This window comes from Lawsonibacter sp. OA9 (assembly GCF_022440585.1).
The window spans coordinates 1242299-1268432 of sequence record NZ_JAKNTI010000022.1; the positions used below are offsets into that span (position 1 = coordinate 1242299).

The window sequence follows — 26134 nt, forward strand, 5'->3', positions numbered from 1 at the left end:
CGTCGTCGATGTTCGTAGCATCGGCGGCGGTTTCTTTTTGCCCTGGGCTTCGGCCTGGGGCTTTTGTTGTTCTGGCGTCGTGAAACGCGACGGGGGCTCCCTGTTTCGGGGCACCCTTCTATTTGCCCTCTGGCGGCTCCTCTAAGGGGCTTTCGAGCGGGGGAGTGTCCTTGCCATCTGTGGGGGTGGTGGGCGGTTGTGGGGCGTCTGTGTACTGATACTGTGGTATTTCCGATAGCTTTTCTACATAGTCTGCAACTTCTCTGCTACATTCTTTATCCAAATGTTGATAAAAACACTTGCCTGCGACTAATTTTCCGTCTGTATTCAAGAGGCTATAGAAATGAGCTATCCGATCTTCTTCTGAATTGAATTTCAAAAAACCCATTCTGTGAGCTTCTGCGTCAGATAATTTGCGGGGCGGGCGGAGAGGCCACCAAGGGAACCTATCATTATCTATTTTTTCATCTTCCGGAAAAAACTCATAAATATCAACATCCAGAGCGGTAGCTATCTGTGCCATAGCTTTTTCTGTAACAATTCGTTCTCCGTTTTCATACCGCCTAATACTCATAGTGGACAATCCGGCTTTTTTTGCAAGTTCTTCTTGTGTCATTCCTCTGACTTTTCGGAGGTGCCGAATATTCTCACCGAGCATTTCCATGTCAAACACAGGCATCACCTCAATCTTAGTATAACACGATCGGAACAAAAAAGGAACAAAAATTTTTGAAAATTATTGACACGGAGCGATTTCGGTGCTATTATGAGGCTGCGGAACAAATTCGGAACGATTTTGAGCGGAGGTGAACCAATGAACATCAGTACAACGAAAATTGAAACCCTGCTGGCTGAACGGGGAATGACCAAAGCGGCGCTATCTGAAAGCTGTGGAATTTCCCGGCAGAACATCAGCACCATCATTCGGCGGGGAACCTGTGAGCCAAAGACAGCGGGCAAGCTGGCGCTGGGGCTGGGGGTCCCGGTATCCGAACTAATCGAGGAGGTGAGAGTATGACCCCATTGAAAGCGATCAGAGCAAAGTGCTTGGATTGTTGCGGCGGACAGGCTAATGAGGTAAGGCTGTGCCCATGCCCGGACTGTACCTTGTACCCGTTCCGATTTGGTAACAATCCAGCAAGGAAGGGTAAGGGCGGAAACCCTGCTTTTTCCTCAAAAACGCCTATTCAAGTTAGCGATTCAGACCTTAACCATTCAAACGAGAATGATTACATACCCCAGCCCCTAACACCTGAAAAAGAGGCGGTGAGAGCATGACAGAGCGAGTGCAACGGCTGACCATGTCCGTATCCGAAATGTCGGACGAGCTGGGCATCAGCAGCAAGACCGGGTATGCGCTGACCCACATACCGGGCTTTCCAGTGATCCGCATCGGCCACCGTGTGCGGATAAGCCGAGAGGGGCTGGCCGAGTGGGTCAAGGCCAACGAAGGAAACAAATTGGAGGTAGCACTATGAAAAACACTAAGACCATCAACATGACCGGGTACACGGTGGAGTATGTGGATCTGCGGCAGAGCAAGCCCCGGACGGTGAACAAGGAAACTGTGGTGCTGGACGCTGACACCATCCGGGCGGCTGGCATCGTCGGCGTGGAGATCACCGACCACATCAAGCGGTATTTTGAGAAGGGCGGCTATTCTGTGATCTCCGTCACGAAGGGGGACAAGCGGGAGGCCGTGGTGGACCTGAAAGAGTTGTATCGTGGGGCGGTGGGAGATTGAGCGGGGCAATAGATTTTCTAATCACGCATGGAATGGCGGCGGAGCAGATACAGGACCAGTTGCAACGAGGTATCCCGCTGGATGAGATTGTGGCCGCCGCTGAACGACTGGCAGAGCGTGGAGAAAGCCTAAACGCAGAGGCTTCCCAGAATGAGAAAGAAGGCCAGCAGACCGGGAAATTTGTAAGTATCGAAGCGGTGACCGTGGCCCTTCAAGAGTTGGGAGTAACTCTCCGGTACAATCAACTGCTGAAAGAAGCGGAAGTATCGGGGCTACCTGATTGTTATTCAAAGGATAATGCCGCCAATGTTCTTCCGGTATACCTGGCGGATTATCTGCGGTCCTGTGGTTTCCGAGGAGCCACAGCCCAGGGCCTGGATGGGATATTGGCTTGTATTGCGGATCAAAACCGATATAACCCAGTAAAGGAATACCTACAATCTGGGGCCTGGGATGGAGAGGACCGCTTTCCGGAGATCTTCCGTATTCTTGGAGTAACGTCTCCCAGATATCAGACCTACATAACAAAATGGTTTTGTCAATGCGTGGCCCTTGGCCTCAATGACGACAAACATCCTATCGGGGCGGACGGGGTATTGGTCCTCCAGGGAGAGCAAGGTTTGGCTAAGACTTCATTCTTTCGGGTGATGACACCTTTCCCCCGGTGGTTTGTAGAAGGCGCTATTATTGACATGGGCGCAAAAGACAGCCTGATCACGGCCCTTTCAGGATGGATCACAGAGTTAGGAGAGCTTGACAGCACATTAAAGAAAGAGCAGATGTCGCTCAAAGCGTTTGTCACTCGCCCGGAAGATCGTATTCGGATGCCTTACGCCCGCAGGGATACAAGAGCTCCACGGCGGACTTCCTTTTGCGGGACTGTCAATCCAAAGGACTATCTAAAGGATGAAACAGGGAGCCGCCGTTTTTGGACAGTCCCCGTCACCTGTATCGACAAAAAGGCGCTTTTTACACTCCCTCATGGATGGGTGGACCAACTCTGGTTCCAGACTTACCACTTATATCAGGCAGACCCCGGCTTTTTCCGCCTGGATGACCAGGAGATCAAGGAGCTTCAATCAGATAACCGGGAATTTGAGGCCCCTCTGCCTTATGAGTTGGAGCTTCGAGAACTACTTGACTATTCCCTTCCATTCAGTCAGTGGGAGTGGTGGCGTACAGGAGAACTTGCCAGACTGATGTCTGGAAATGCGGATGCCGGACGAGTGGGCAGGGCGCTCAGGAGGATAACGAATAGTATTTTTGATGATGTAGCGTTAGATGAGACTACGTCACCCAAGGTCACCATGGTCACCACGAATAGGCCAGAATTGACCCGGACATGGCGCGGATACCCTGAAACCCTGCTTCCATTAAAGCATTTTGAGAGTAATATGGTGAGGATAGTGACCTAGTGGTGACGTAAAATCGAATTAAGGTCACCACGCCCAATCCATTGAGCCACAACGATTACGGCCTATATGGTGACCATGGTGACCTAAATAATACAAAACTAAAAATAATGAGGAAATAGGTTGTATATGGCTATAAAAATATAAAGTTATAGAGAGTTACCCCACCTACCTCACCACCACTATACAGAAAGGAGAACTACATGAACAGAGTAAAGGATGTAATTTGTCCCCTGGATGGTAAGCCCTGTGAAAAGGATTGCCCGGACCGCTACATAGATCATCCCGGCGGCGGCTGTTTCCTGACCACGGCCCAGGAATTGGGCACAAAGATCATTGACCTTGGCGGCGGCGATGTTGGGGTATTGCTTACCCCAAAACGATGAAAAGGAGCGATATTATGAGCTATTACAAAACCTGCCCCCTGTGCGGGGCGCACCTGGACCCTGGGGAGGTCTGCGAGTGCAAAGAAGAAGCCGCCCCCGGCGCTGGTAACACCTGGGACGGCAGGGTGGAACAGATTGACAAGGCTGTTTCCGCCTCCATTGTAAACGAAAACAAGGAGGATTGCAAGAGATGATTACATTCCCAACCACACCAGAGGCGTTTGTTGCATATCAGGAAAAAGGAATCAATCGCAAGTTAGATGATTTTGAATTGAAACTTGCTGATGCTGTCGTAGACCTTACCAATATTTCCTATCAAGAGGGGGTAGACGGCAAGGAGAACTCAATTACCATTGAAATGGTAAAAGAATTTCTCAGACTGCGGGGCAAAGAAGATAACAAAAAATTTTTACACATTTGGGAAAGTATCTGCTGGTGGTGTGATAGGGCATATATGGCCGGGAAGGAGGCCGCACAGTGAAGATCACCATTGCATACATACCAGACGAGGAGGAGGCCGTCACCACATCGGTGGCGGCGCTCCGCCGCATTTCCCCCAATATGAAAGTGCGGAAAAGTGACCGTCACCCCCCATTTAAGCACATCTATTTGACCACTAAAAAGCCCGAAAACCCTTGCCGGGACAAATAAAACACTTGTACTATCCCCCCTGATGTGGTATAATATTTATAAAGAAATAGGCATGAGTACCGCCCACAAGGGTTAGCCGATCAGAGGCATGGGAAACAGTTTTGACGCTGTTCTCATGCCTCTTTCTTATATTCAGCCGCACTCACGGCGTAAAACGGAGGTTATTATGAGCAACGAGATCAATGCCACGAATACCGAGCAGCCCATTACTCCCACCCCGGAGGCAGACGGGGGCCAGGGCCGCACATTTACCCAAGAAGAAGTAAACCGCATCGTCTCCGAACGGCTGGCCCGAGAGCGGGAGAAGCTGACCCAGCAGCCCCAGGAGGACGAGCGTGAAAAGGCGCTCAGAGAGCGCGAAAAGGCTTTGGAGGCCCGCGAGAACCGGGCGGCTTGCCAGGACTACCTTGACAGCCTACCTGTTAAGGATAAGTATAAAACCGCCTTACTGGAGGTGCTGGACACCAGCGACACCGAGAAATTCAAGGCCAAGGCGGAAAAACTGATTGACACAATTGGCCTTAGAATTGAAACAAAGATCACTGGCGCTGATGTACCGCATCCGCCAAGTAATTCCGGTGGAGTAGACCCCCGGATCGCCGCCGCCTTCAAGCCTAAAATTTGATTTTAGGAGTGATCTGAATGGCGAATACCATTGACCTTGTAACCAAGTTTGCCCCTTATGTGGATGAACAGTTTAAGAATGAAAGCAAGCTGTCCATGCTGACAAACCAGGATTTTGACTGGACTGGGGCGCACACCATCAAAGTCTATAAGATCGGCACTTCCCAGATGAACGACTATGACCGAGCCGGGGAAGATACCGCCACCAACTGGAGCCGCTTCGGCCCTGTGGCTGGCCTGGACGCTACCACCGAGGAAATGACCCTGACGAAAGACCGCTCTTTTACCTTTGCGATTGACAAGCTGGACACGGACGAAACCGCCCAGCAGCTTGCCGGGGCAACGGCCCTTTCCCGGCAGGATAGGGAAGTTGTTATCCCCGAAGTGGACAGCTATGTTTATGGCGTAATGGCGACTAAGGCAGGCACCAAAGCCGCCGCCGTTGCGCTGACCGCCGAGAACATTTACACCGAGATTTTGAAGGCGTCCGAAACCCTGGACGATGCTGAGGTACCGGAGACAGAGCGCGTGCTGCTGGTGACGCCCGCTGTCTATGCCCTGATGAAGCAGTGCCCGGAAATCGTGCTGGATACTGATGTGGGCCAGGAGATGCGGGTGAAAGGCGTAATCGCCAACCTGGACGGCGCTTCTGTGGTGAAGGTGCCGAAGGTGCGACTGCCTGAGAATTTCGGCTTTATGCTGGCCCATCCGTCGGCTACTGTGGCCCCCGTCAAGCTGGAAGATTACCGGGTACACCAGGACCCGCCCGGCCTGTCTGGTGCGCTTGTGGAGGGCCGTATCTGCTATGACGCCTTTGTGCTGGACAACAAGACAAAGGCCATTTATTACCAGCCTGTCACCGCTGGCGCGGGTTGATAGAATATAGGGGGCGTGTGGGCAATAGTCCATGCGCTCCCTTGCCTATATGGAGAGTATCATGCAAAAGAAACGATTAAAAATGACGACCTCCAGAGAAGTCCGGCGGGCGGTCAACAGGATCACCAATATGCTGTTGAATGGGGAGATAGACCCCAAGACGGCCAATGCTATCCTGTACGGCTGCAACGTCTGCCTGGGTGCTATCCGGGTTGACGACCAGCAAGCCAAACTGGACGAACTGGAAAAGATTGTGGAGGAATTGGGAGGCAAGAATGGACGGTAGAGTGAAACGGTTGGAGGCGGCGATTCAGGAATATCAGAGGGCGCGAAAGCCCACCGTGTTTCTGCTGGAGGACGGTTCCACATTTATAACGGAGGAAGATGTTTTCTCCTACTTGGTGTCGCATGGCGTAGAGACGCCCAGGGGAAGAATCGTAGCTTATCCGCATGGAGAGGGTGATATTGATAGCCTGTCACGGTCACTGTATGAGTTGATAGACGATGGTATCAGGCGTGGCGGGCTTTCTGATCTGATGGGTGATTTGGAGAGTGATATGGTATGACTTTGAAAGAATTGGAGAAAAAGGTAAACCGGATTCGCCCACAGCGGCTTGTCGTGCTGGCGCTCACACAAGAGGGAGTAGAGAAAGAAATGGGTATTGACGAACTCATAGAAACCAATAGTGAGTTTATCCGCGTACTTCAAGGAAATGATTTAAGCGACGTTGATGCCCTGTTGAGGTACGAAGTGCCTGACTGTGTGATAGAGTAAAGAAAGGCAGGAGCTACCCTTACAGGGCGGCTCCTGTTTTCCCTTATGTTTTCCCTTTAGCGATTGCCTTTCTTGTCTACCTGTTTCAATGTAGTTCCATAAATCCCTTGATATATGGGGCTTTCTGCTATACAATTCAACCATATTCCGATGCTTGCAATAAGTATCCGCAACCGGCGGTTGTCAAATTGAATACAGCTTTTGGTTGCGCTGTTCACTGAAATTTGCTATGCTGAACACCGACTCAGGAACAAAACAAAAGAGGGGGACAGTATGGAATTTCAAAATCGGCTTTATGACCTGCGCAAGCGGTCTGGGCTTTCTCAGGAGGAACTAGCCAATCTGGTGGGGGTGACCCGCCAGGCGGTGCAGAAGTGGGAGGCAGGCACAAGCCGGCCTGATATGGATAACCTGACCGCCCTGGCCCGGTATTTTAACGTGACGCTGGACTGGCTCATCACTGGTCATGAGATGGAATCATGTGCCGCCGCCCAGAACGGCCCAGTGGTGGTGGAGAACCACTACCATTATAACAGCTGGCACTATGAGTATAAAAGCAAGTGTACCGTCTTTGGGCTGCCGCTGGTCCATATTAACCTGGCACAGCGGGGCTTCTGTGTCGCCAGAGGTGTTGTTGCCATCGGCAATGTTTCGGTGGGTGCGCTATCCATCGGGGTCTTTGCGCTGGGGGGAATCACAGTAGGGGCCTTTGGAATGGGGCTGTTGGCCCTGGCCGGAATGGCCCTCGGCCTGCTCGCGATGGGCGGGATCGCTCTGGGGTATGTGGCGGTAGGAGGCTGTGCCTTCGGCTATCTGGCCATTGGAGGAAGCTCTGTCGGGATATACGCCGCCGGTGGCGCGGCGATGGCCCGGGATGTGGCGGTAGGCAGTGCGGCTACCGCGGACCTTCTGGCCATAGGACAGGATGCCCGTGCGGCGATGACGATGGGGCTGTCTGACACACGGGAAGCCATTTTCCAGGCCATTGGGCAGACCGGAGCGCCCGACTGGATCAGGAGCGTTCTGATGTTTTGTATTGGCCGGTAACAGAAAACGCGGAGGACGCATAACGTCCTCCGCGTTTTGTCATTCCTCTGTTGATTCCTGCGCTGAGGGTGGGGAGGGGGGGGCGTTGCGCCGGGCCACATCTACCCGCAGCATCTGGTAGAGGGCAGCGGCCAAGGGGACAGCCAGCAGCATCCCGCCAATGCCGAGGACGCCGCCGCCAATGGTGACAGCAGCCAGCACCCAGATACCGGGCAGGCCAATGGAGGAGCCCACTACCTTAGGGTAGATTAAATTGCCCTCAAGCTGCTGCAGGATCGCGATAAAAATCAGGAAGAACAGCGATTGGAAGGGTGATACAGTAAAGATCATAAAGGCTCCCACACCGGCGCCGATGTAAGCGCCGGCCACAGGGATCAGGGCAGTAAAGCCAATGAGAGCTCCCACCATGGAGGCGTAAGGGAACCGCAACAGCATCATGCCGCCCATACACAGCAGGCCCAGGATGACGGCTTCTGTACACTGGCCCACCACGAAGCGGCGGAAACAGGAGTGGAGAGTTTCAAGAAAGTAAACCAGATGGCTGTACCAGGCCGGCTTCAGATAGGTCTTCATAACTAGGGAGATCTGGCGGCCCAGCTTCTCCTTGCCCAAGAGTAGATAGATGGAGAAAATGATGCTCACGACGGCGGTAAAGGCGGTGGAAACCGTGGCGGAAACCAGGGACAGTACCGAGCCCATGACACCACCTACTCCCTTGACCAGCCACTGAGTAATGGAGGTGATGACCTCCTTCCAGTTAATGGAGCCATCTGCCAGCGCGGTGCTGGAGATGGAGAAGAACTGGGACAGGTCCAGATTTTCACTCAGTTTCTCCAGCATAGGCACTACCTCCTGGATGAGAACCAGGGTACACTCTAACAGCTCAGGAAGAATCATGCGGATGAGGAGGAAAACGATGGCGATCAGACTGGCAAAAGCCAAAAGCAGGCAGACCGGCCGGCGGCTTTTGATGACAAAGGGACTCTTGGTATCGGGGAAGTACCAGCCCTCATACAGGCTCATGAGGATATTGACCGCGTAAGCGATAACGGCGCCCAGAACCAGGGGGAAGGCGGCCCCCAGCCCCAAGAGGAGCAGGGAGGACAGGGCTCCCCAGTAGTGGATAGCCAGATAAAGGAGAAACAGGACCACACCCAGCCGGGCAGCCCCCATCCATTCCCGTTTCATTACAGACCCTCCATCATATGGATCTTCAGGTAGCCGCCCTCCACATTGGTCTCCTCGATGAACTGGGGGACGGCGGGGATCATCAGCTCCCGCTCCCCGCCCCGGATGACATAGACATTGTTGGCGGGCAAAGTAAGAATGTCCTCTACCTTGCCTAGGACTTGTCCAGACTGGGCGTCACGGGCCTCTAGCCCATAGATATCGGCCAGGAAAAAGGCTCCCTGAGGGAGATGGGCATCCTTACGGTCAATATACAAGATGGCGTTGCGCATGGCTAAGGCAGAAGGAACGTCACAGATCCCCTGAAACTTGATGATAACCATGTTTTTATGGACGCGGGCCCGCTCCACCTGGATAGGCCAATGGGACTGATCTACATAGAGGGTTTTGAACTTGCACAAAAATTCCGGAGAGTCAGCCCAGGGCTGGACCCGCACCTCTCCCATGACGCCGTGGACATTGGTGATCTTGCCCACTTCCAAATATTGTGCCGGCATGGCATAGCCTCCGTTGCAGAAAATTTTATATCACAGGCGGCGGAAAGCCGCCAGGAAAATGGAAAGAAAACAAAAGCGCAGGAAAAGCCTGCGCCTTTGTTTTAGTCGACGATCTCTACGGAAACACGTTTTCCAGACCGTTGAGCCAGCGAGCGGACCAAGACACGGATCTCCTTGGCGATGCGGCCCTGGCGGCCAATCACCTTACCCATATCCTCGGGAGCCACCCGCAGCTCCAGGACGGTTTCGCCGTCGCCCTCGGCCTCGGTGACTGACACCTGCTCCGGGTGCTCCACCAAGTTTTGGGCGACATAGGTCAGAAGCTCTTTCATTGTGTGCAAAACCTCCAGCCTTACAGAGCACCGGCTTTTTTCAGCAGATCACGGACGGTCTCAGTGGGTTGAGCGCCGGTCTTGATCCAGGCCTGAGCGCGCTCCACATCCACATTCAGCTCGGCGGGGTTGGCGACAGGGTTGTAAATGCCGATCTCCTCGATGAAACGGCCGTCCCGAGGATAGCGGGAGTCAGCCACCACGATACGATAGAAGGGAGCCTTCTTGGCGCCCATGCGGCGCAGTCTGATCTTAACCATTTATATTCACCTCCAAATGAATTGATAGATTTATATGGAAAGCGCGTGCGGCGCTTTACCAACCTCATCAGCGCGGAGTCCGCTCTGCTTCAGATACACTTTGGGCATCTGGCGCTCCGCTCCCTGGGGCCTATACTGGCGGCTGTCTCAGAAAGGGAATCCCCGTCCCATTCCAGGCATCATCCCGCCCTTTTTTCCCATCATCTTACGCAGGCTTCTGGGCATCTTGCCGCCGGAAAACTGCTTTGTCATGGCCTGAAGCATCTCAAACTGCTTGAGTAGTCGATTTACATCCACCACCTGAGTGCCAGATCCGGCGGCGATGCGTTTTTTTCGACTGGAATTGAGAATACTGGGATTTTCCCGCTCATAGGGGGTCATGGAAGTGATGATGGCCTCCATTCGCTGGAGAGCCTTCCCATCCAGCGCGGCCCCTTCCAAATCAGAGGCCTTGACGCCGGGAAGCATACCGGCGATATCAGACAGGGAGCCCATGCCCTTTAGCTGGACCATCTGATCATAGAAGTCGGACAGGGTAAACTTGTTTTTCCGTAACTTCTCCTGAAGCTCCAGAGCCTTCTTCTGATCGAAGTTTTGCTCCGCCTTCTCAATAAGGGAGAGAACGTCGCCCATGCCGAGGATGCGGCTGGCCATCCGGTCGGGGTGAAAGACCTCGATTTGGTCCAGCTTTTCCCCCATGCCCACAAACTTGATGGGTTTTCCAGTTACTGCCCGGATGGAGAGGGCAGCGCCGCCCCGGGCGTCGCCGTCCAGCTTGGTGAGCACTACACCGTCGATATCCAAGGCGTCATCAAAGGCTTTGGCGGCGTTGACCGCATCCTGGCCGATCATGGCGTCCACTACCAACAGGATCTCAGTGGGAGAAACAGCGGCCTTGATCTTGCGTAGTTCATCCATCAGTGCTTCATCCACATGGAGCCGTCCGGCAGTGTCCAGGAACACCATGTCATTGCCATGTTTGATTGCGTGCTCCACCGCGGCCTTGGCGATATGCACTGGATCTGTCTGCCCCATCTGAAAGACGGGGATGCCCAACTGCTCACCCACTACCTCCAGCTGCTTGATGGCGGCGGGGCGGTAGATATCACAGGCGGCCAGCAGGGGCCGCTTGCCGTTCTGCCTCTTCATCAAACCGGCCAGCTTGGCGCCGTTGGTAGTCTTACCGGCGCCCTGAAGGCCAACCATCATGACCACCGTAGGGGGCTTGGAGGCGATGGTCAGCTTGGCGCTGGCCCCGCCCATCAGCTCGGTAAGCTCCTGGTTGACGATCTTAATGATCTGCTGGGCCGGGGACAGGGCCTCCAGCACGTCGGCCCCAACAGCCTTCTCCGTGACCTGGGCCACGAACTGCTTGACCACCTTATAGCTGACATCGGCCTCCAGAAGGGCCAGGCGGATTTCACGCATGGCCTCCTTCACATCGGCTTCGGACAGGCGGCCCTTGCCCCTCAGCTTTTTAAAGGCGGCGGACAGCTTTTCAGAAAGTCCTTCAAATGCCATGGATTACTCCTTTAACAGCTGGTCAGCGGTATCCCGCACCCGGAGGGCCAGCAGCTCCATGTCGGCCTGGTCCCGCTGTGCGGCCAATTCCACCAACTGCTGGGCGTCCTGGCGGAGCTGCTCCAACTGGCTGTGCATGGTGTGGAACCGCTTGATCAGGCCGGTCTTGTCCTCCAACTCGGTGAGGATGGCCTCGGCCCGGACGATAACATCCCGGACTCCCTGGCGGGTGATGCCATAGTTCTCAGCGATCTCGCCCAGGGACAGGTCCTCGTTGTAATAGAGGTCATAAAATTCCTTCTGGCGGTCAGTGAGCACATCGCCATAAAAATCATAGAGCATGGCCATGCGATAAGCCTGACTTTTCATAGGTACTGACCTCCTCAAACAAAAAATGTAAAGGCAATTAACTTTACAAACGGAATCATACCATATTTTTCTCCTGTTGTCAAGTCAAATTCCTTGCGGGCAGAGGGCTTTGCTTTGGTATATTCACCCAGAAGGAGGGGGAAACTGGAGAAATAGCGGAGCGAAGAACCGGAAGTGGTCCGGCCGCGCGCCGCGGTGACTTACACTGACAGGAGGTACATCGCCATGTCCCATACCCCCAATGTCCCCATGGACGACGCCCATCTGACCAAATACGCCGTCAACGCCGCCCGGGAGCTGAAGCCGCGGGGGAAGGTGCCGGTCCGACGGCTGGTCCGACGGCTGAAAAGGGATCTGTCCATCCTGAACCGGGTTCAGGAGGAGCTGAGTGAATGGAGCCAGAGGAAAGCGGTCCTGCCGCCCAGTGTGGAGTGGCTGCTGGACAACCACTACCTGGCGGTGCGGGAGGGGGAGGAGGCCCTTCGGGCACTGAAGAAGGCCGGTCCGCTTCGTGGGGACGGACAGGGAGGGGCCCTGCTCCAACGCTGTGTCAGGGGAGGAGTGTGGGCGGTCCCTCACCTGGAGCGGGAGCGTTTGACCTGGTATTTGAAAGCCTTTCAGACTGTTCAGCCGCTGACGGAACGGGAACTATCCCTGTTGGTCCCGGTCCTGGCGATAGAATTGATCCAGGAGCTGGCCCAGGAGGCCGGACAGTTGGAGGAGCTCCGGCAGGGGCGGACTGACCCTGGACGGCTGGAGCATCTCTTTTCTGCCCTGCGTGCGCTGGAGGGGGAGAATTGGGGCCCTCTGCTGGAGGAGATCAGCCGAGTGGAAGAGATTTTGACCCAGGACCCCTCAGGCCACTATCCCCACATGGACGACGACACCAGGCGGCGCTACCGCCAGCAGGTGTGCCGCCTGGCCAAAAAATTCCGCCTGGAGGAGAGCCAGACCGCCCGTAAGGCCCTGGAACTGGCCAAACGGGGGACGGGGGCTGCCAGACATATCGGCTGGTACCTGTACCGGCAGCCTCTGGGTCGGGAGAAGCGCCTTCCCTCCGGGCTGGGCTATGGGGGGGCGGTGGTTGGGCTGTCTCTGGCTTTGGCGGCGGGCCTGTGTGTGGCCGCTGGGAGCCTGTGGCTGTCCCTGCTCCTACTGCTTCCTCTGTCCGATATCGTGAAGAACGTCCTGGACTTTGGCCTGGTTCGGATAGTGCCTCCCCGGCCCGTCCCCAGGATGGAGTTGGAGGGAGGTATCCCAAGGGAGAATCGCACCCTTTGCGTGGTCGTGTCCCTGCTCACTGGGGAGGACAGCGGCCCCAAGCTGGCCGCCCTGCTGGAGCGATACCGGCTGGCCAACCGGGACAGCGGTCCAGAGCTGCGCTTCGGCATTCTGGCCGATCTGCCTGACGGCGCTGCCCCAATGGGAGAGGAGGGAGCTGCCTGGGTGACCAGCGCCCATAGAGCTATCCAAGCTCTCAATGAGAAATACGGCGGCGGTTTCTATCTCTTTTTCCGCCGGCCGGCCTTCAGTGCCCAGGACGAGAAGTATATGGGCTGGGAGAGAAAAAGGGGGGCCCTCACCGAACTGGTCCGTCTGCTGAAAAGGAAGCCGACCGGCCTGCGGACAGAGGTGGGGGAGGAGGACTGGCTGCGTGAGGTGACATATGTCATTACACTGGACGGCGACACCAGCCTGAACGTAGGCACCGCCCGTGAGATGGTGGGGGCTATGGCCCATCCCCTGAATCAGCCGGTGGTGGACGGACAGCGGCGGGTCGTCACTTCTGGACACGCCCTCTTCCAGCCGCGGGTGGCCGTGGAACTGGAGGCGGCCAACCGGTCCTTTTTCTCCCGTGTCTATGGTGGCCTGGGGGGCGTGGACCCCTATGGCTCCACAGCCAGCGACGTGTACCACGATCTCTTTGACCAGGGCACCTATACCGGAAAGGGAATTTTCCAGGTGGAGGCCTTCTTCACCTGCCTCGATGGCCGTTTTCCGGAGAACGCCATCCTGTCCCACGACCTGCTGGAGGGCAGCTACCTCCGGGCGGGCCTGCTGGGGGAGGTGGAGCTGACCGACGGCTGCCCCTATAAAGTGTACGGCTATTTTGCCCGGCTCCACCGATGGATCCGGGGGGACTGGCAGCTGCTGCCCTGGCTGAAAAACCAGGTTCCTGATGGCCAGGGTGGGACCGAGGGCAATCCGCTGTCCCTTCTGGCCCGGTGGAAAATCTTTGACAATCTTCGCCGCTCTCTGTCTCCGGTGGGCACCCTGGCAGCCCTGGTGCTTGGCATCTGCTTTTCGGGCCGGGCTTTCGCCTGGGCGGGGGGCGTGGCGGTGTTGGCCGCCGCCTCCAACCTGCTGCTCTCCGGAGCGGAGCTGGCTGCCAGGCGGCGGAACGGTAAACACCGCCGCTACCATTCCACGGTCATCGCCGGGCTGGCGGGAGTCATCCTGCAGACCGCCCTCCAGCTGGTTCTTCTGCCATATCAGGCATATACCGCCGCCACCGCCGCCGCAACGGCCCTGTGGCGGATGGGCGTCACCAAGAGGGGCCTGCTGGCCTGGGTCACTGCCGCTCAGGCGGAAAAGGGGAGAGACGGCCTATGGTTCTACGGGAAAAAATGCTGGTTTTCCGTGGTCATAGGGGGTGCCGTGCTTCTTCTGGCCCAACTGCGCATCGGACGGCTGGTGGGCGTGGTGTGGCTGATGGCTCCAGCTCTGGCCTGGGCCATCAGCAGGCCCGGCAAAAAGGGCAAGGAGCTGCCCCCCACGGACCGGAGCTTTCTCCTCCACCAGGGGGCCCTCATCTGGGGATATTTTGACGCCTTCCTCCGGCAGGAGGACCACTTTCTCCCTCCGGACAACTGGCAGGAGCAGCCCAGCCAGGGACTGGCCCGACGGACCTCCCCCACCAACATCGGAATGGCTCTGCTGTCTGTCATGGCGGCGGCGGACCTGAAGCTGATCCCGCGGGAGCGGGGGATCGACCTCATTTCCCACATTCTGGATACAATAGAGGAGCTTGAGAAGTGGCGGGGACATCTGTACAACTGGTACGACACCGCCTCCCTCCGGCCCCTCCAGCCCCGGTATGTGTCCACAGTGGACAGCGGCAATCTCCGGGGCTGCCTCATCGCTTTGCGGGAGGGGCTGTACCAGTGGGGGGAGGATGTACTGGCCCGCCGGGCGGAGCGCCTGTCCGACGCTATGGACTGCGCTCCCCTCTATGACCGGGAGAGGAGGCTGTTCTCCATTGGATACGAGGCGGAGCGGGACCGGTTGACGCCGGGGTGGTATGACCTGATGGCCAGCGAGGCCCGTCAGACCAGCTTCATCTCCGTAGCCCGTGGAGAAGTCTCGCCCCGGCACTGGCGAAGGCTGGGCAGGATGATGCTGGGGGACAACGATTACAGCGGTATGGCCTCCTGGACGGGGACCATGTTCGAATACTTCATGCCCAACCTGCTGCTGCCCTGCGAGCCAAATTCCTTTATGTACGAATCCCTGTCCTTCTGCGTCTATGCCCAGAAGCGGCGGGGGAACAAGACCCATACTCCCTGGGGCATCTCGGAATCCGCCTTCTACGCCTTTGACCCCGGCATGAATTACCAGTACAAGGCCCACGGGGTCCAGGCCCTAGGGCTGAAGCGGGGGCTGGACTCCGAGCTGGTAGTCTCCCCCTACTCCTCCTTCCTGGCCCTCCTGCTGGCTCCCCGAAGCGCCCTGCGCAACCTGCGGAGACTCCGGGATATGGGACTGGAGGGGCCCTATGGTCTATATGAGGCGGTGGACTATACCCCTGCCCGGATGACGGAGGGACAGGACCATGAGGTGGTCCGTTCCTATATGTCTCACCACTTGGGGATGAGCCTGATTGCCATTGACAACGCCCTCAACGACAATGTGATGCAGCGGCGGTTTATGAAGGACTGCGACATGGCCGCCTATCGGGAGCTGCTCCAGGAGCGGGTCCCTGTGGGGGCGCCTATCATGCGCCAGACGGAGCGGGACATCCCGGAAAAACTCAGGCCCGTCCAGGGCCCCGCTTTGGTGCGGGCAGGGCGGGAGTTTGGGCGTCTGGCGCCGGAGTGCCATCTGGTGTCTAATGGTAGCTGGTCGGTCCTGGCCTGTGACAACGGCCTTACCGCCTCCCGGATGGGGGACTGCCAGATCACCCTGGCCAAGCTCGGACAATACTATGCCCCGGCCGGAATATCCTTATTTTTCCAGGGGAGAGAGGGGATCTTCGGCCTGACCCCGGCCCCTCTGTACCAGAAGGGAGAATATAGCTGGGAGTTTCACAGCGCCGGAGCCGCCTGGACTTTTACCTGGGAAGGATTGGCCACCCGGACCACCCTGGCCGTCCCCCGGCGAGAAAACGGGGAGCTGCGTAGAGTAGAGCTATCCTGGACCGGGGAGGGGCGGCTGGAGGGCGAGCTGCTCGCCTATCTGGAGCCGGTACTGTGCCCACTGGCCGATTTCCAGTCCCACCCCGCCTTCTCCCGCCTGTTTCTGGAGGGAGAGCTGGATGACCACGGCGTTCTCTTTCAGCGCCGTCCCAGGGGGGAGGAAAAGAGCCTGTCCCTGGCTGTCCTCTGGGAGGGGGAGGGGATCACAGCCTGCCTGGACCGGGCCTCTGCCCTTGGCAGGGGGGGGCTCAGGGCTCTGGGTGGCCGGAGGGCCGGTCCCCTGGAGCGGGGGGTGGGCACAGATCCCTGCCTGATGGTCCGCTTCCCGGTATTACTGGAGCCAGGGGAGCGGGCGGTGTTCGCCCTGGCACTGGGAGCTGGAGATACCCTGGCCGCGGCCTCCACGGGAGCAAGGAACATCCTGAGAGGACAGGCGGGGGAGGCAGCCTCTCTGGCTCCTTTGGCGAGAAAGCTATCCCTGACAGAGCGGCAGGGGATAGAGGCGTTCCAACTGCTGTCCCGGCTGTCCGCGGCAGAGGAGCCGGGGGAACGGCCGCCAAAGAGCGCCCTGTGGCCCTATGGAATTTCGGGGGACTTTCCCTTGGCGGTGGGTCCAGTGACCGAGGGGGAGGGGCGAGAACAGGCTGTCCTCTGGTGCCGGTGGCACCAGCTCCTGATCCGTTCTGGATATCCCTTTGACCTGGTCCTGCTGGTGGAAGAGGGGGGCGACTATCGCCGCCCCCTGCGTACTGCTCTAACCGAGGAACTGAAGACGCTGGGGGCCGAATCGGCTCTGGGGGCGAAGGGGGGAATCCACCTGGCGGACAGCGGAGCGGCCCCTGCCGCTCTGGCTTGGGCCAGGGTGATCCTCCCTATGGGACCGGGAGAGCAGAGAGAGGAAAAACTCTCCCCCGCCACCCCGGTCCGCCTCTCCCTGGCCCAGCCGGAATGGAGGGCGGGGGAGGAGGGGACCGTCCTCATCCGGACAGGGAAGGCGCTCCCTCCAGTGGGTTGGAGCCAGGTGTTATGTAATTCTCAATTCGGATGGCTCACTGATGAGACAGGAAGCGGGCTGCTCTGGACAGGGGGAAATTCCAGGGAAGGAAAACTGACTCCATGGAGCAATGACCCTCTGGCAATCGGTGGACCGGAAAAAATCATGGTAAACTTAGAGGAGAAGGAGTGGTCTGTCTTTGCTGATGGCGACGGCTGTCCCTGTACGGTCACCTACGGACCGGGCTTTGCACGGTGGGAAAAGCAGATGGGGACAGGACGGCTGGTAACAGAGGCGTTTGTACCTCTCATTGGGACAAAGCGGATCCTGACCTTCACCCTGGCAGGAACAAGCGGGACACTCTCCTACCGCATGGGAGAGGGTGAGCCCATGGCCCGCCCTCTTGCCCAGGGACTGCCTTTGACTCTGGTCACAGAGCCGGGACACAGAGGGCTGGAATCCCGGTTTTCCACTAAGCGGTATTTGGATTTGAGGGGCGAGACCCTGACATGGTGGAGGGAGCGGGTGTCCTCCCTTACCTTGTCCACCCCGGACCGGGCGCTGGACCACTACCTCAACGGCTGGTGCCTGTACCAGGTGACTGCCTGCCGACTGATGGCGCGGACCTCCCAGTACCAGAACGGCGGCGCCTTCGGCTTCCGGGACCAGCTTCAGGATGTGGCTGCGCTCCTGTATACCTGGCCTCAGCGCGCCAGAGAACAGCTGCTGTTGGCCGCCTCCCGTCAGTTTGAGGAGGGGGATGTCCAGCACTGGTGGCACCCGCCGGCAGGGGCCGGTGTACGGACCCGCATCTCGGACGACTTGCTTTGGCTGCCCTGGGTGCTGTGCCGCTACTGCTCTGTCACCGGGGATTGGGAGGTACTGAAGGAGCAGGTCCCCTATCTGACATCCAGGCCCCTGGAGCCCAAAGAGATGGAGCGGTATGAGGTCCCTCAAGTCAGCTCCAAGACAGATACCCTTTACCACCACGCCCTGTCTGCCATCCAGTGCGTCCTGGACCGGGGAACCGGGTCCCATGGACTGGCACGGATGGGCGGCGGGGATTGGAACGACGGCATGAACCGGGTTGGGGCCGCCGGAAGGGGTGAGTCGGTGTGGCTTACCTGGTTCCTGACTATGGTGCTTCAGGATTTTGCCCCCCTCTGCCAGCGAAGCGGGGAGGAGGAGCTGGCCCAGGAGCTGCTGGCCCAGGGAGAGAAGTACCTGGCGGCGGCCCAGGCGGCCTGGGACGGGAACTGGTACCGCCGGGGCTACTATGACGATGGGACTCCCCTGGGCAGCCGGGAGAGCGATCAGTGTCAGATCGACTCCATCGCCCAGTCCTTCTCCGTACTGCCCCAGGGAGCGGACCGGGAGAGGGCGGACCGGGCGGTGTCCGCCGCGCTGACCCGGCTCTTTGACCGGGAGCGACAGGTGGTCCGTCTCTTTGATCCTCCTTTCGACGGAAAAGGACGAAAGGACCCCGGCTATATCAAAGGCTACCCGGCCGGTGTGCGGGAAAATGGCGGGCAGTATACCCACGGCGCGGTCTGGCTGGCCATGGCCTGCTTCCGTCTGGGAAGGGCAGGGGAAGGCTGGGAGGTGCTGCGGGCGCTGCTGCCTGCCTGCCACGCGACGGAGGGATACCGGGCGGAGCCCTATGTTTTAGCTGCCGACGTATCTTACGCGACCGGCCGAGAAGGACAGGGAGGCTGGAGCTGGTATACCGGGGCGGCGGGCTGGTACTGGCAGGTGGCGGTCCAGGAGCTGCTTGGACTAAAGGTCAAGGAGGGACGTCTGCGGGTACAGCCCAGGCTGCCATCCGACTGGCCGGGCTATCAGGCGGAGTGGCGGCTGGAGCGTGGTACGCTGCTGATCCGGGTTGAGCGGGGAGAGGCTGATGCGGCCCTGCTGGACGGACAGCCTGTGGACGAGGTGGCGCTGAAGGAACTGGAGGGAGAGCATCACCTGAGGGTGGTCATCCCCTGAGCTTGGAACAGCGGTTCCAGGGCGGGGCCCTCTGGAGGAAGGAGCGTGGGAAAAACAGGCTCGATTAGCCATGGAGAGAGCTCCGAACCTGTTCACAGCTCTTTACTTTCCCTGCCAAATCGTGGTATGATATCCAAGCTGAGAAAAAAGGGTTCGTCCCTTTTTACTATCCGGAGAAAGGAACTGTTTTATGTCTGAAACGACTCGCCGGGAGCTCTTTCCCGGTGTGTGGCTGCGTACGGTCCACACCGACAAATTCAAAAGCTCCTATCTTTCTATCACTCTGCTGGCTCCCCTGGACCGGGACACGGCGGCGGCTAACGCCCTGATCCCCTATGTCCTCCGCCGTGGCACGGCCGCCCACCCGGACATGGAGTCCCTGTCCGCGGCTCTGGACGAGCTGTACGGAGGCGCCATTGAGCCGCTGGTCCGCAAAAAAGGAGAGACCCAGTGTGTGGGCTTTGTGGCTAGTTTTCTGGACGACGCCTACGCCCTGGAGGGAGAAAAGATTTTGGAGTCTGCAGCCGCCCTTCTGGGGGAGATGCTGCTCTCTCCCTACACCCAGGACGGCTGCTTCTGCTCCGAGTATACGGACCAGGAGAAGAACAACCTGACCGACCGGATCCGGAGCCAGATCAATGACAAGCGGACCTACGCCACTTACCGCCTTACTCAGCTTATGTGCGGAGAGGAGGCCTTTGGGGTGGACAAGCTGGGGGATGAGGAGAGCGTAGCGGCCATCACCCCTGACTCCCTTTGGCGGCGCTATCAGGAGCTGCTGAAGGGGGCGGCCATTGAGGTCTACTACTGCGGCTCCGCCCAGCCCGAGCGGGCGGAGGGGGCCCTGCGTACCGCTCTGGCTGCCCTTCCGATAAGCGGAGAGCGCCTGGACCCGGATTGCGAGGTACGCGTCACGGCCGGACCCCAGCCCCAGGTGGTGGAGGAGGCCATGGACGTGAGCCAGGGCAAGCTGGCCCTGGGCTTCCGCACCGGAGGCGTTACCTGCTGGGAGGAGGACTACCCCGCCCTGACCATGTTCAATGCCATCTTTGGCGGGACTACTCTGTCCAAGCTCTTTATGAACGTCCGGGAGAAGCTGTCCCTGTGCTATTACGCCAGCTCTATGCTGGAGAAGATGAAGGGGCTGGTCCTGGTGTCCTCTGGCATCGAGTTTGACAAATACCAGACGGCAAAGGACGAGATCCTGTCCCAACTGGAGGCCATCCGCCGGGGTGAGATCCAGGACTGGGAGCTGGAGGGAGCCAGGCGCACCCTGATCGGCGGCCACTTGGCCACGTTGGACGACCAGGGCCGGCAGGAGGAGTTCTGGCTGGGCCAGGCCGCCGCTGGCCTGGATACCACCATCCCGGAGCTGACCGCCCAGTTTGAGGAGGTCACACGGGAGCAGGTGTCCGCCGTGGCCCGGAAGCTGGAGCTGGACACTGTATATTTCCTGAAGAGCAAGGAGGGTTGAGCCATGGAAAAGCTGGAATTTTCCCGGGTAGGGGAGCGGATGTACCACGAAAAGCTGGCCAACGGACTCAATGTGTTCGTATTCCCAAAGCCGGAATTTCAGAAGGGGTATGCCTTCTTTGCCACCAACTACGGCGGCATGGACATGAAATTCTGTCTGGACGGCCAGTGGCATCAGAGCCCGGCCGGTGTGGCCCACTTCCTTGAGCACAAGATGTTCGATACCAAGGAGGGCAACGCCCTCCAGGACCTGGCGGCCAACGGGGCCTCCCCCAACGCCTTTACCAGCTCCGCCATCACGGGCTACTACTTCGAGTCCACGGAGAAATTTGAGGAGAACCTGCGCATCCTCCTCTCCTTTGTTTCTGTCCCCTGGTTTACTCAGGAGAGCGTAGACAAGGAACAAGGCATCATCGGACAGGAGATCGGCATGATCGAGGACGACCCGGACTGGAAGGTCTTTATGAACCTGATGGCCGCCCTGTACCAGCACCACCCCATCCGGGTGAGCGTGGCGGGCAGTGTGGAGTCCATCTCCCACATCACCGCCGACACCCTGTACGCCTGCCACAAGGCCTTCTACGATCCGGCCAACATGGTGCTGTGCGTGGCGGGCCCTGTGGAGGCGGAGCATATCTGCCAGGTGGCCCGGGAGATCCTGCCCAGGCAGGCGGGCTCAATCGCCGCCAAGGACTATGGGGAGAAGGAGGCCGACCGTGTGGCCAAGTCCCTGGTGGAGGAGCGGATGGAGGTGTCCACCCCCATCTTCCAGCTGGGCTACAAGGGCGACGCCCCCCAGAGGGGCGAGAGTGGTCTGCGTCAGGAGCTGGTGGCCGAGCTGGCCCTGGAGGGCCTATTGGGCAACTCCACTCCGCTGTATTCCAAGCTGTACCGGGAGGGGCTCATCAATCAGAATTTCTCCTACGGGTATGAGTCTTATCCTGGCTGTTCCTTCCTGTGCGCCGGGGGGGAGTCCAAGGACCCGGAGGCGGTCCGAATGGCGGTGGCTGAGGAGGCCGGTCGCATCGGCCGGGAGGGCATTGACGGCAAGCTTTGGGAGCGGTTGAAGAAGGGCGTCTACGGCAACAAGGTCCGGGGCCTCAATTCCTTCGAAAACCTGTGTGTGGGTCAGGCTCGATCCTTCTTCGCCGGGGTGAACTTCCTCCAATTTGCGGACTTGTTCAGCTCCATCACCAAGGAGGAGGCGGAGGACCTGATCGGCCGCTGGGTCACGGAGGAGCGCGCGGCCCTGTCTGTGGTCCGTCCCAGAGAGGGGGGGCAGGCTTGATTAATACGGTGACCTTTCCAGGTCTGGGACTGGAATTTACCCTGAACAGAGTGGCGCTTACGGTACTGGGCCGGCCGATCTACTGGTACGGCATCATCATTGTGTCCGGCCTGATCCTGGCAGTCATCCTGTGCTCCCGGTGGGGAAAGCGATTCGGGATTAACGAGGACCAGATCCTGGATATGATGATCTTCGCTGTCCCGGCTGCCCTGGTAGCCATTCGGGCCTACTATGTGATATTCAACCTGAGTATCTTCCAAAATGCGGACGGCTCTCTGAACTGGGGAAAGATACTCAATTATGGCGATGGCGGGCTGGCCATCTATGGGGCCATCATTTCCTCGGTTATCGTACTGCTAATCTTCTGCCATGTGCGGAAGATCAGCTTCCTGGCTTTTGCCGATTTGGGGGTGCACGGCTTGTTTATCGGCCAGCTGGTAGGCCGCTGGGGCAACTTCATGAACGTGGAGGCATTTGGCGGCGTCACCACCCTGCCCTGGCGGATGTGCGGTCCATCCATTGCCGAGGATATGCTGCGGTGGGGCTATGTGGACCAGGCCGGCTACGAGGCCATCCTCAGCGGAACGCTGGGGGTACATCCTACCTTTTTTTATGAATCTGCCTGGAACTTTGTGGGGCTGATTTTGGTCTATCTGGTAGGCAGAAAGCGGAAGTTCGACGGACAGTGCTTCCTGTTCTATGTGTTCTGGTACGGGCTTGGCCGGGCCTGGATCGAGGGCCTGCGTACCGACAGCCTCTATTTCTTCGGCCTGGAGCTGTTTGGGGTGCCGATCCGTACCTCACAGGCGCTGGCGGCTATCTCGGCTGTGGTGGCGGGAGCGGTCCTGCTGTTCCTACTGCTGAAAAGGGGCCACAGCCCGGAAAAGCTGTATGTAAACCGTCTGGCGGCTCAACGGGTGGCCGGAGCAGCGGAACAGGAATGTCAGGGCCCAGACACCACCGAAGATGGAGACGAGGACAGCGAAGATACCACCCAGAAAGAGAAAAATGAGGAAGGCAGAGGAGAGGATTAACCGATGGCAGCGATTGTAATGGACGGAAAGGCTCTGGCCGCCAAGGTAAAGGAGCGGGTCCGCCGTCAGGTGGAACAGCTTGACATAAAGCCTGGGCTGGCTGTGGTGTTGGTTGGGGACGACCCCGCCTCCCGGGTCTATGTGAACGGAAAGAAAAAAGACTGCGGAGAGTGCGGAATTTACAGTGAGGAGTACGCCCTGCCGGGGGAGACCACCCAGAAAGAGCTGTTGGAGCTGGTGGCCGCCCTGAATGACAGAGAGGATATTGACGGGATACTGGTGCAGCTGCCTCTGCCCAGCCACCTGAATGAGAAGGAGGTGCTGCTGGCTGTCCGGCCGGATAAGGACGTGGACTGCTTTCACCCCTTCAATGTGGGACAGCTGATGATTGGGGAGGAGGGCTTCAAGCCCTGCACCCCAGCTGGTGTTATGGAACTTCTGCAGGAGTATGGGATCGACCCGGCAGGGAAGCACTGTGTCATTGTGGGCCGGTCCAATATCGTAGGGAAGCCCCAGGCCATGCTGATGGTCCAAAAGAATGCCACTGTCACCATCTGTCACACCCGGACCAGGAATCTAAAAGAGATGTGCCTCCAGGCAGATATTTTGGTAGCTGCCGCCGGACGGGTCGGCCTGATCTCCGCGGATATGGTGAAGGAGGGGGCCGTTGTCATCGACGTGGCCATGAACCGCAATGAACAGGGGAAGCTGTGCGGCGATGTGGACTATGGCTCAATAGTTGACAAGGCGTCTTACATTACACCTGTTCCGGGCGGGGTAGGCCCGATGACCAGGGCTATGCTGATGGAAAATACCCTGTATGCGGCCAGACAGCATGGAAAATAAATAGATAGGTCAATCAATATAGTAAAGAGAGGATTGGGCGCAAATCTATACAAATTTGCGCCCAATCCTTTCGCCTGATTTCTTCTGTTGAGCTCCTCTGAATGATAAAGCGGGTGTTTCAGGCATTTCTCACTGCGTCAAGGGATTGAAGAAGACACATCTTTTGGTGCCAACAGAATGACCATTGGAAAAGGAATAGTCAGCTAGAGGCTAAGACAGTCTTGCATTTTTGCCTGAAAACAAATATAATAAAACATACTTCCTGGTGCTTTTGGGGAGCCCGTGGGCGCAGGACATACTTATGAGCATCCATGAAAGAAAATTGGGAACAAATACACAAGATAGCAGATCATCGATGAGATTTTTAATGCGCGGTGAGAACCGGAATTTCGCTTCATACGGCAGTTGGATTGGATGAAATATCCGATTCGATTGGCGATTCATTGAGCAACTAAAAAGAAACATGGAAACAACACTGATAGGAGAAAGAAGGAGTAACTATGACAGCCCAGGAAAAAAAACAGTTAGAGATGATGGCCTGTAAAGTGCGCATGGGCGTGATTGAGGGGACACACAGCGCGAAGGCGGGTCACCCCGGCGGCAGCTTATCCGCCGCGGACCTGTTCACATTTCTCTATTTTAAAGAGTTGAGGGTAGACCCAAATAGGCCAGGCTGGGAGGATCGGGACCGATTTGTGCTCTCAAAAGGACATACGGCGCCGGGGCTGTACGCAGCTTTGGCGAACAGAGGCTTTTTCCCAGTGGAGGATCTTTTGACGCTCCGGCACATTGGCAGCTATCTTCAAGGCCATCCAAATATGAATGAAACTCCAGGTGTAGATATGTCTACTGGCTCTCTGGGGCAGGGAATATCCGCAGCTGCGGGGATGGCTCTGGCAGCGAAATATCAGGGCAAGAGCTGCCGGGTATACGCTCTGCTGGGCGACGGCGAAATCCAAGAAGGGGAAGTCTGGGAGGCTATGATGTTTGCTCATCACTATAAGCTGGACAACCTCTGTGTCATTATCGATAACAACGGATTGCAGATTGACGGAAATGTCGCGGATGTGATGAACCCCTATCCGATTGTTGATAAACTGCGCGCCTTTGGCATAGAGACCATGGAAATAGATGGACACGACTTTGAGCAGATTGAAGCGGCTTTTTATATGGCCAGAGTGACCAAAGGCAGACCTTTTGCCATTGTGATGAAAACGGTCAAAGGGAAAGGTGTCAGTTATATGGAGAATCAGGTCGGCTGGCACGGAAAAGCCCCGAATGATGAGGAATATGAGATTGCCATGAGGGAATTGTCAGCCCATCTGGCAGAAGTGGAGGCGATGTAAAATGGCGGATATCAAAAAAATCGCGACCCGCGACAGTTATGGACGTGCTTTGAAAGAATTAGCTGCTCAACATAAGGACCTGATTGTGTTTGACGCCGATTTGGCAGGGGCGACCAAAACAAATGTCTTTCAAAAAGAATATCCTGACCGTCATTTCGATTGTGGGATCGCGGAGGGAAATATGATGGCGGCCGCGGCAGGGGCTGCGGCTATGGGACTGGTGCCCTTTGCCTCCACCTTTGCCATGTTCGCCGCTGGAAGGGCTTTTGAGCAGATCCGTAACTCAATCGGCTATCCCCATTTAAATGTGAAGATCGGCGCTACCCACGGGGGAATTTCGGTAGGAGAGGACGGGGCGTCACATCAGTGCTGTGAGGATTTCGCGCTGATGCGCTCCATCCCTGGAATGGTTGTCCTCTGCCCTTCTGACGATGTGGAGGCAAGGGCCGCTGTTAAGGCTGCTTATGAGCATCAAGGGCCGGTTTACCTGCGCTTTGGCAGACTGGCTGTGCCTGTATTCCATGATGAGGATACGTTTACATTCCAGATTGGCAAGGGCGAGATGATTCAGGACGGAACTGATGTAGCGATCCTCTCGACCGGTTTGATGGTCAATGAAGCGGCTGAGGCGGGAAGAATCTTGAAAGAATCAGGGATCAGTGCCCGTGTGATCAATCTCTGTACTATCAAACCACTGGATGAAGAAATCGTCCTGGCCGCAGCCAGGGACTGCGGCAAAATAATCACCTGTGAAGAACACAGTGTGATTGGCGGATTGGGTGAGGCCGTATGCGCGCTGCTCAGTGAAAAGCATCCTACTCCAGTAAAGCGCATAGGTGTAAATGACGAATTTGGACACTCTGGCCCCGCCGCTGCTCTGCTGAAGGAGGCTGGCCTGTCCGCAGAGCATATTGTCGAGGTGGCGAAGGAATTTTGTAACTGACGCACGGCTGTCCGTGCGGCGAAAGAAGTATTTAGAATCTTTACAAAGAACTTTATACGAAAAATACCTCTGTCCAGATTTCAGTGTGGGACAGAGGTATTTTTGTTAGAGAACTTCTCTTCCT

General features: G+C 57.3%; 29 protein-coding genes. 22 read left to right on the forward strand and 7 right to left on the reverse strand.

Features of this window, described 5'->3' with window-relative positions; genetic code table 11:
• Positions 1–118 precede the first annotated feature (118 nt).
• Positions 119–664 carry a helix-turn-helix domain-containing protein gene (locus tag MCG44_RS07075; RefSeq protein ID WP_240288893.1) on the reverse strand — a complete coding sequence of 182 codons (546 nt, stop codon included), beginning with the start codon at positions 662–664 and terminating at the stop codon, positions 119–121.
• A gap of 150 nt (positions 665–814) precedes the next feature.
• Between MCG44_RS07075 and MCG44_RS07080 the strand changes: the two genes are divergently transcribed.
• The 15 genes from MCG44_RS07080 to MCG44_RS07150 all read left to right on the forward strand — a co-directional run bounded on the left by MCG44_RS07080 (position 815) and on the right by MCG44_RS07150 (position 7515).
• Complete coding sequence (locus MCG44_RS07080; protein ID WP_240287474.1) at positions 815–1018, forward strand: helix-turn-helix domain-containing protein; 204 nt, start codon at positions 815–817, stop codon at positions 1016–1018.
• Entirely contained in the window at positions 1015–1278 is a 264-nt protein-coding gene (locus MCG44_RS07085; protein WP_240287476.1) for a hypothetical protein, read from the forward strand. Before MCG44_RS07080 ends, MCG44_RS07085 begins: the two co-directional genes overlap by 4 nt.
• The gene (locus tag MCG44_RS07090; protein ID WP_240287478.1) at positions 1275–1478 is read left to right on the forward strand and encodes an excisionase family DNA-binding protein; all 204 of its coding nucleotides are present in this window, start codon (positions 1275–1277) and stop codon (positions 1476–1478) included. Before MCG44_RS07085 ends, MCG44_RS07090 begins: the two co-directional genes overlap by 4 nt.
• Positions 1475–1744, forward strand: a complete 270-nt coding sequence (locus MCG44_RS07095) for a hypothetical protein (protein WP_147570790.1) — start codon at positions 1475–1477, stop codon at positions 1742–1744. The genes MCG44_RS07090 and MCG44_RS07095 overlap by 4 nt, the downstream gene beginning before the upstream one ends.
• Positions 1745–1776: 32 nt before the next feature.
• Positions 1777–3159, forward strand: coding sequence for a virulence-associated E family protein (locus MCG44_RS07100; protein WP_240287480.1), 1383 nt, complete (start codon positions 1777–1779; stop codon positions 3157–3159).
• Between the two features lie 200 nt (positions 3160–3359).
• The gene (locus tag MCG44_RS07105; RefSeq protein WP_240287482.1) at positions 3360–3542 is read left to right on the forward strand and encodes a hypothetical protein; all 183 of its coding nucleotides are present in this window, start codon (positions 3360–3362) and stop codon (positions 3540–3542) included.
• A gap of 14 nt (positions 3543–3556) precedes the next feature.
• On the forward strand, positions 3557–3736 hold the full coding sequence (locus MCG44_RS07110; RefSeq protein ID WP_240287484.1) for a hypothetical protein: 180 nt from the start codon (positions 3557–3559) through the stop codon (positions 3734–3736).
• Positions 3733–4023 (forward strand): hypothetical protein, encoded by a 291-nt coding sequence (locus MCG44_RS07115; RefSeq protein WP_147570786.1) that lies wholly within the window; start codon positions 3733–3735, stop codon positions 4021–4023. The genes MCG44_RS07110 and MCG44_RS07115 overlap by 4 nt, the downstream gene beginning before the upstream one ends.
• Positions 4020–4193, forward strand: a complete 174-nt coding sequence (locus tag MCG44_RS07120; protein ID WP_240287486.1) for a hypothetical protein — start codon at positions 4020–4022, stop codon at positions 4191–4193. The genes MCG44_RS07115 and MCG44_RS07120 overlap by 4 nt, the downstream gene beginning before the upstream one ends.
• 166 nt (positions 4194–4359) lie before the next feature.
• Positions 4360–4818 carry a hypothetical protein gene (locus MCG44_RS07125; protein ID WP_147570785.1) on the forward strand — a complete coding sequence of 153 codons (459 nt, stop codon included), beginning with the start codon at positions 4360–4362 and terminating at the stop codon, positions 4816–4818.
• Between the two features lie 17 nt (positions 4819–4835).
• Complete coding sequence (locus MCG44_RS07130) at positions 4836–5693, forward strand: hypothetical protein (RefSeq protein WP_240287488.1); 858 nt, start codon at positions 4836–4838, stop codon at positions 5691–5693.
• A gap of 82 nt (positions 5694–5775) precedes the next feature.
• On the forward strand, positions 5776–5979 hold the full coding sequence (locus tag MCG44_RS07135; RefSeq protein WP_240287490.1) for a hypothetical protein: 204 nt from the start codon (positions 5776–5778) through the stop codon (positions 5977–5979).
• Positions 5969–6259, forward strand: a complete 291-nt coding sequence (locus MCG44_RS07140; protein WP_240287491.1) for a hypothetical protein — start codon at positions 5969–5971, stop codon at positions 6257–6259. Before MCG44_RS07135 ends, MCG44_RS07140 begins: the two co-directional genes overlap by 11 nt.
• A 2-nt stretch (positions 6260–6261) precedes the next feature.
• Positions 6262–6468: a hypothetical protein gene (locus tag MCG44_RS07145; RefSeq protein WP_240287493.1), complete on the forward strand. Its 207-nt coding sequence runs from the start codon at positions 6262–6264 to the stop codon at positions 6466–6468.
• A 273-nt stretch (positions 6469–6741) separates the two neighbouring features.
• Complete coding sequence (locus MCG44_RS07150; RefSeq protein WP_147572002.1) at positions 6742–7515, forward strand: helix-turn-helix domain-containing protein; 774 nt, start codon at positions 6742–6744, stop codon at positions 7513–7515.
• A gap of 39 nt (positions 7516–7554) precedes the next feature.
• Here MCG44_RS07150 and MCG44_RS07155 read toward each other — a convergent pair whose 3' ends face one another.
• The 6 genes from MCG44_RS07155 to ylxM form a co-directional block, all read right to left on the reverse strand.
• Complete coding sequence (locus MCG44_RS07155; RefSeq protein ID WP_186853236.1) at positions 7555–8703, reverse strand: AI-2E family transporter; 1149 nt, start codon at positions 8701–8703, stop codon at positions 7555–7557.
• Positions 8703–9200 (reverse strand): ribosome maturation factor RimM, encoded by a 498-nt coding sequence (gene rimM / locus MCG44_RS07160; RefSeq protein WP_147572000.1) that lies wholly within the window; start codon positions 9198–9200, stop codon positions 8703–8705. The genes MCG44_RS07155 and rimM overlap by 1 nt, the downstream gene beginning before the upstream one ends.
• Positions 9201–9301: 101 nt before the next feature.
• Positions 9302–9532, reverse strand: coding sequence for a KH domain-containing protein (locus MCG44_RS07165; RefSeq protein WP_186853238.1), 231 nt, complete (start codon positions 9530–9532; stop codon positions 9302–9304).
• A 20-nt stretch (positions 9533–9552) separates the two neighbouring features.
• Entirely contained in the window at positions 9553–9792 is a 240-nt protein-coding gene (gene rpsP, locus MCG44_RS07170; protein WP_147571998.1) for a 30S ribosomal protein S16, read from the reverse strand.
• 147 nt (positions 9793–9939) lie between these two features.
• Positions 9940–11313: a signal recognition particle protein gene (gene ffh / locus MCG44_RS07175; RefSeq protein WP_240287495.1), complete on the reverse strand. Its 1374-nt coding sequence runs from the start codon at positions 11311–11313 to the stop codon at positions 9940–9942.
• A 3-nt stretch (positions 11314–11316) separates the two neighbouring features.
• On the reverse strand, positions 11317–11682 hold the full coding sequence (gene ylxM / locus MCG44_RS07180; protein ID WP_147571996.1) for a YlxM family DNA-binding protein: 366 nt from the start codon (positions 11680–11682) through the stop codon (positions 11317–11319).
• Between the two features lie 225 nt (positions 11683–11907).
• Here ylxM and MCG44_RS07185 point away from each other — a divergent pair, with 225 nt between their 5' ends.
• From MCG44_RS07185 to MCG44_RS07215, 7 genes are all read left to right on the forward strand, one after another.
• The gene (locus MCG44_RS07185) at positions 11908–19080 is read left to right on the forward strand and encodes a GH36-type glycosyl hydrolase domain-containing protein (RefSeq protein WP_240287497.1); all 7173 of its coding nucleotides are present in this window, start codon (positions 11908–11910) and stop codon (positions 19078–19080) included.
• 190 nt (positions 19081–19270) lie between these two features.
• Complete coding sequence (gene yfmF / locus MCG44_RS07190; RefSeq protein ID WP_240287499.1) at positions 19271–20554, forward strand: EF-P 5-aminopentanol modification-associated protein YfmF; 1284 nt, start codon at positions 19271–19273, stop codon at positions 20552–20554.
• Between the two features lie 3 nt (positions 20555–20557).
• The gene (yfmH, locus tag MCG44_RS07195) at positions 20558–21841 is read left to right on the forward strand and encodes an EF-P 5-aminopentanol modification-associated protein YfmH (RefSeq protein WP_186853242.1); all 1284 of its coding nucleotides are present in this window, start codon (positions 20558–20560) and stop codon (positions 21839–21841) included.
• A complete protein-coding gene (gene lgt / locus MCG44_RS07200) occupies positions 21838–22875 on the forward strand; it encodes a prolipoprotein diacylglyceryl transferase (protein WP_186853243.1) in 1038 nt (345 codons plus the stop codon). Before yfmH ends, lgt begins: the two co-directional genes overlap by 4 nt.
• A gap of 3 nt (positions 22876–22878) precedes the next feature.
• The gene (folD, locus tag MCG44_RS07205) at positions 22879–23721 is read left to right on the forward strand and encodes a bifunctional methylenetetrahydrofolate dehydrogenase/methenyltetrahydrofolate cyclohydrolase FolD (protein WP_240287501.1); all 843 of its coding nucleotides are present in this window, start codon (positions 22879–22881) and stop codon (positions 23719–23721) included.
• A gap of 500 nt (positions 23722–24221) precedes the next feature.
• Positions 24222–25067 (forward strand): transketolase, encoded by an 846-nt coding sequence (locus tag MCG44_RS07210; RefSeq protein WP_147571990.1) that lies wholly within the window; start codon positions 24222–24224, stop codon positions 25065–25067.
• Position 25068: 1 nt separating this feature from the next.
• Positions 25069–26010, forward strand: coding sequence for a transketolase family protein (locus tag MCG44_RS07215; RefSeq protein ID WP_147571989.1), 942 nt, complete (start codon positions 25069–25071; stop codon positions 26008–26010).
• Positions 26011–26134 lie beyond the last annotated feature (124 nt).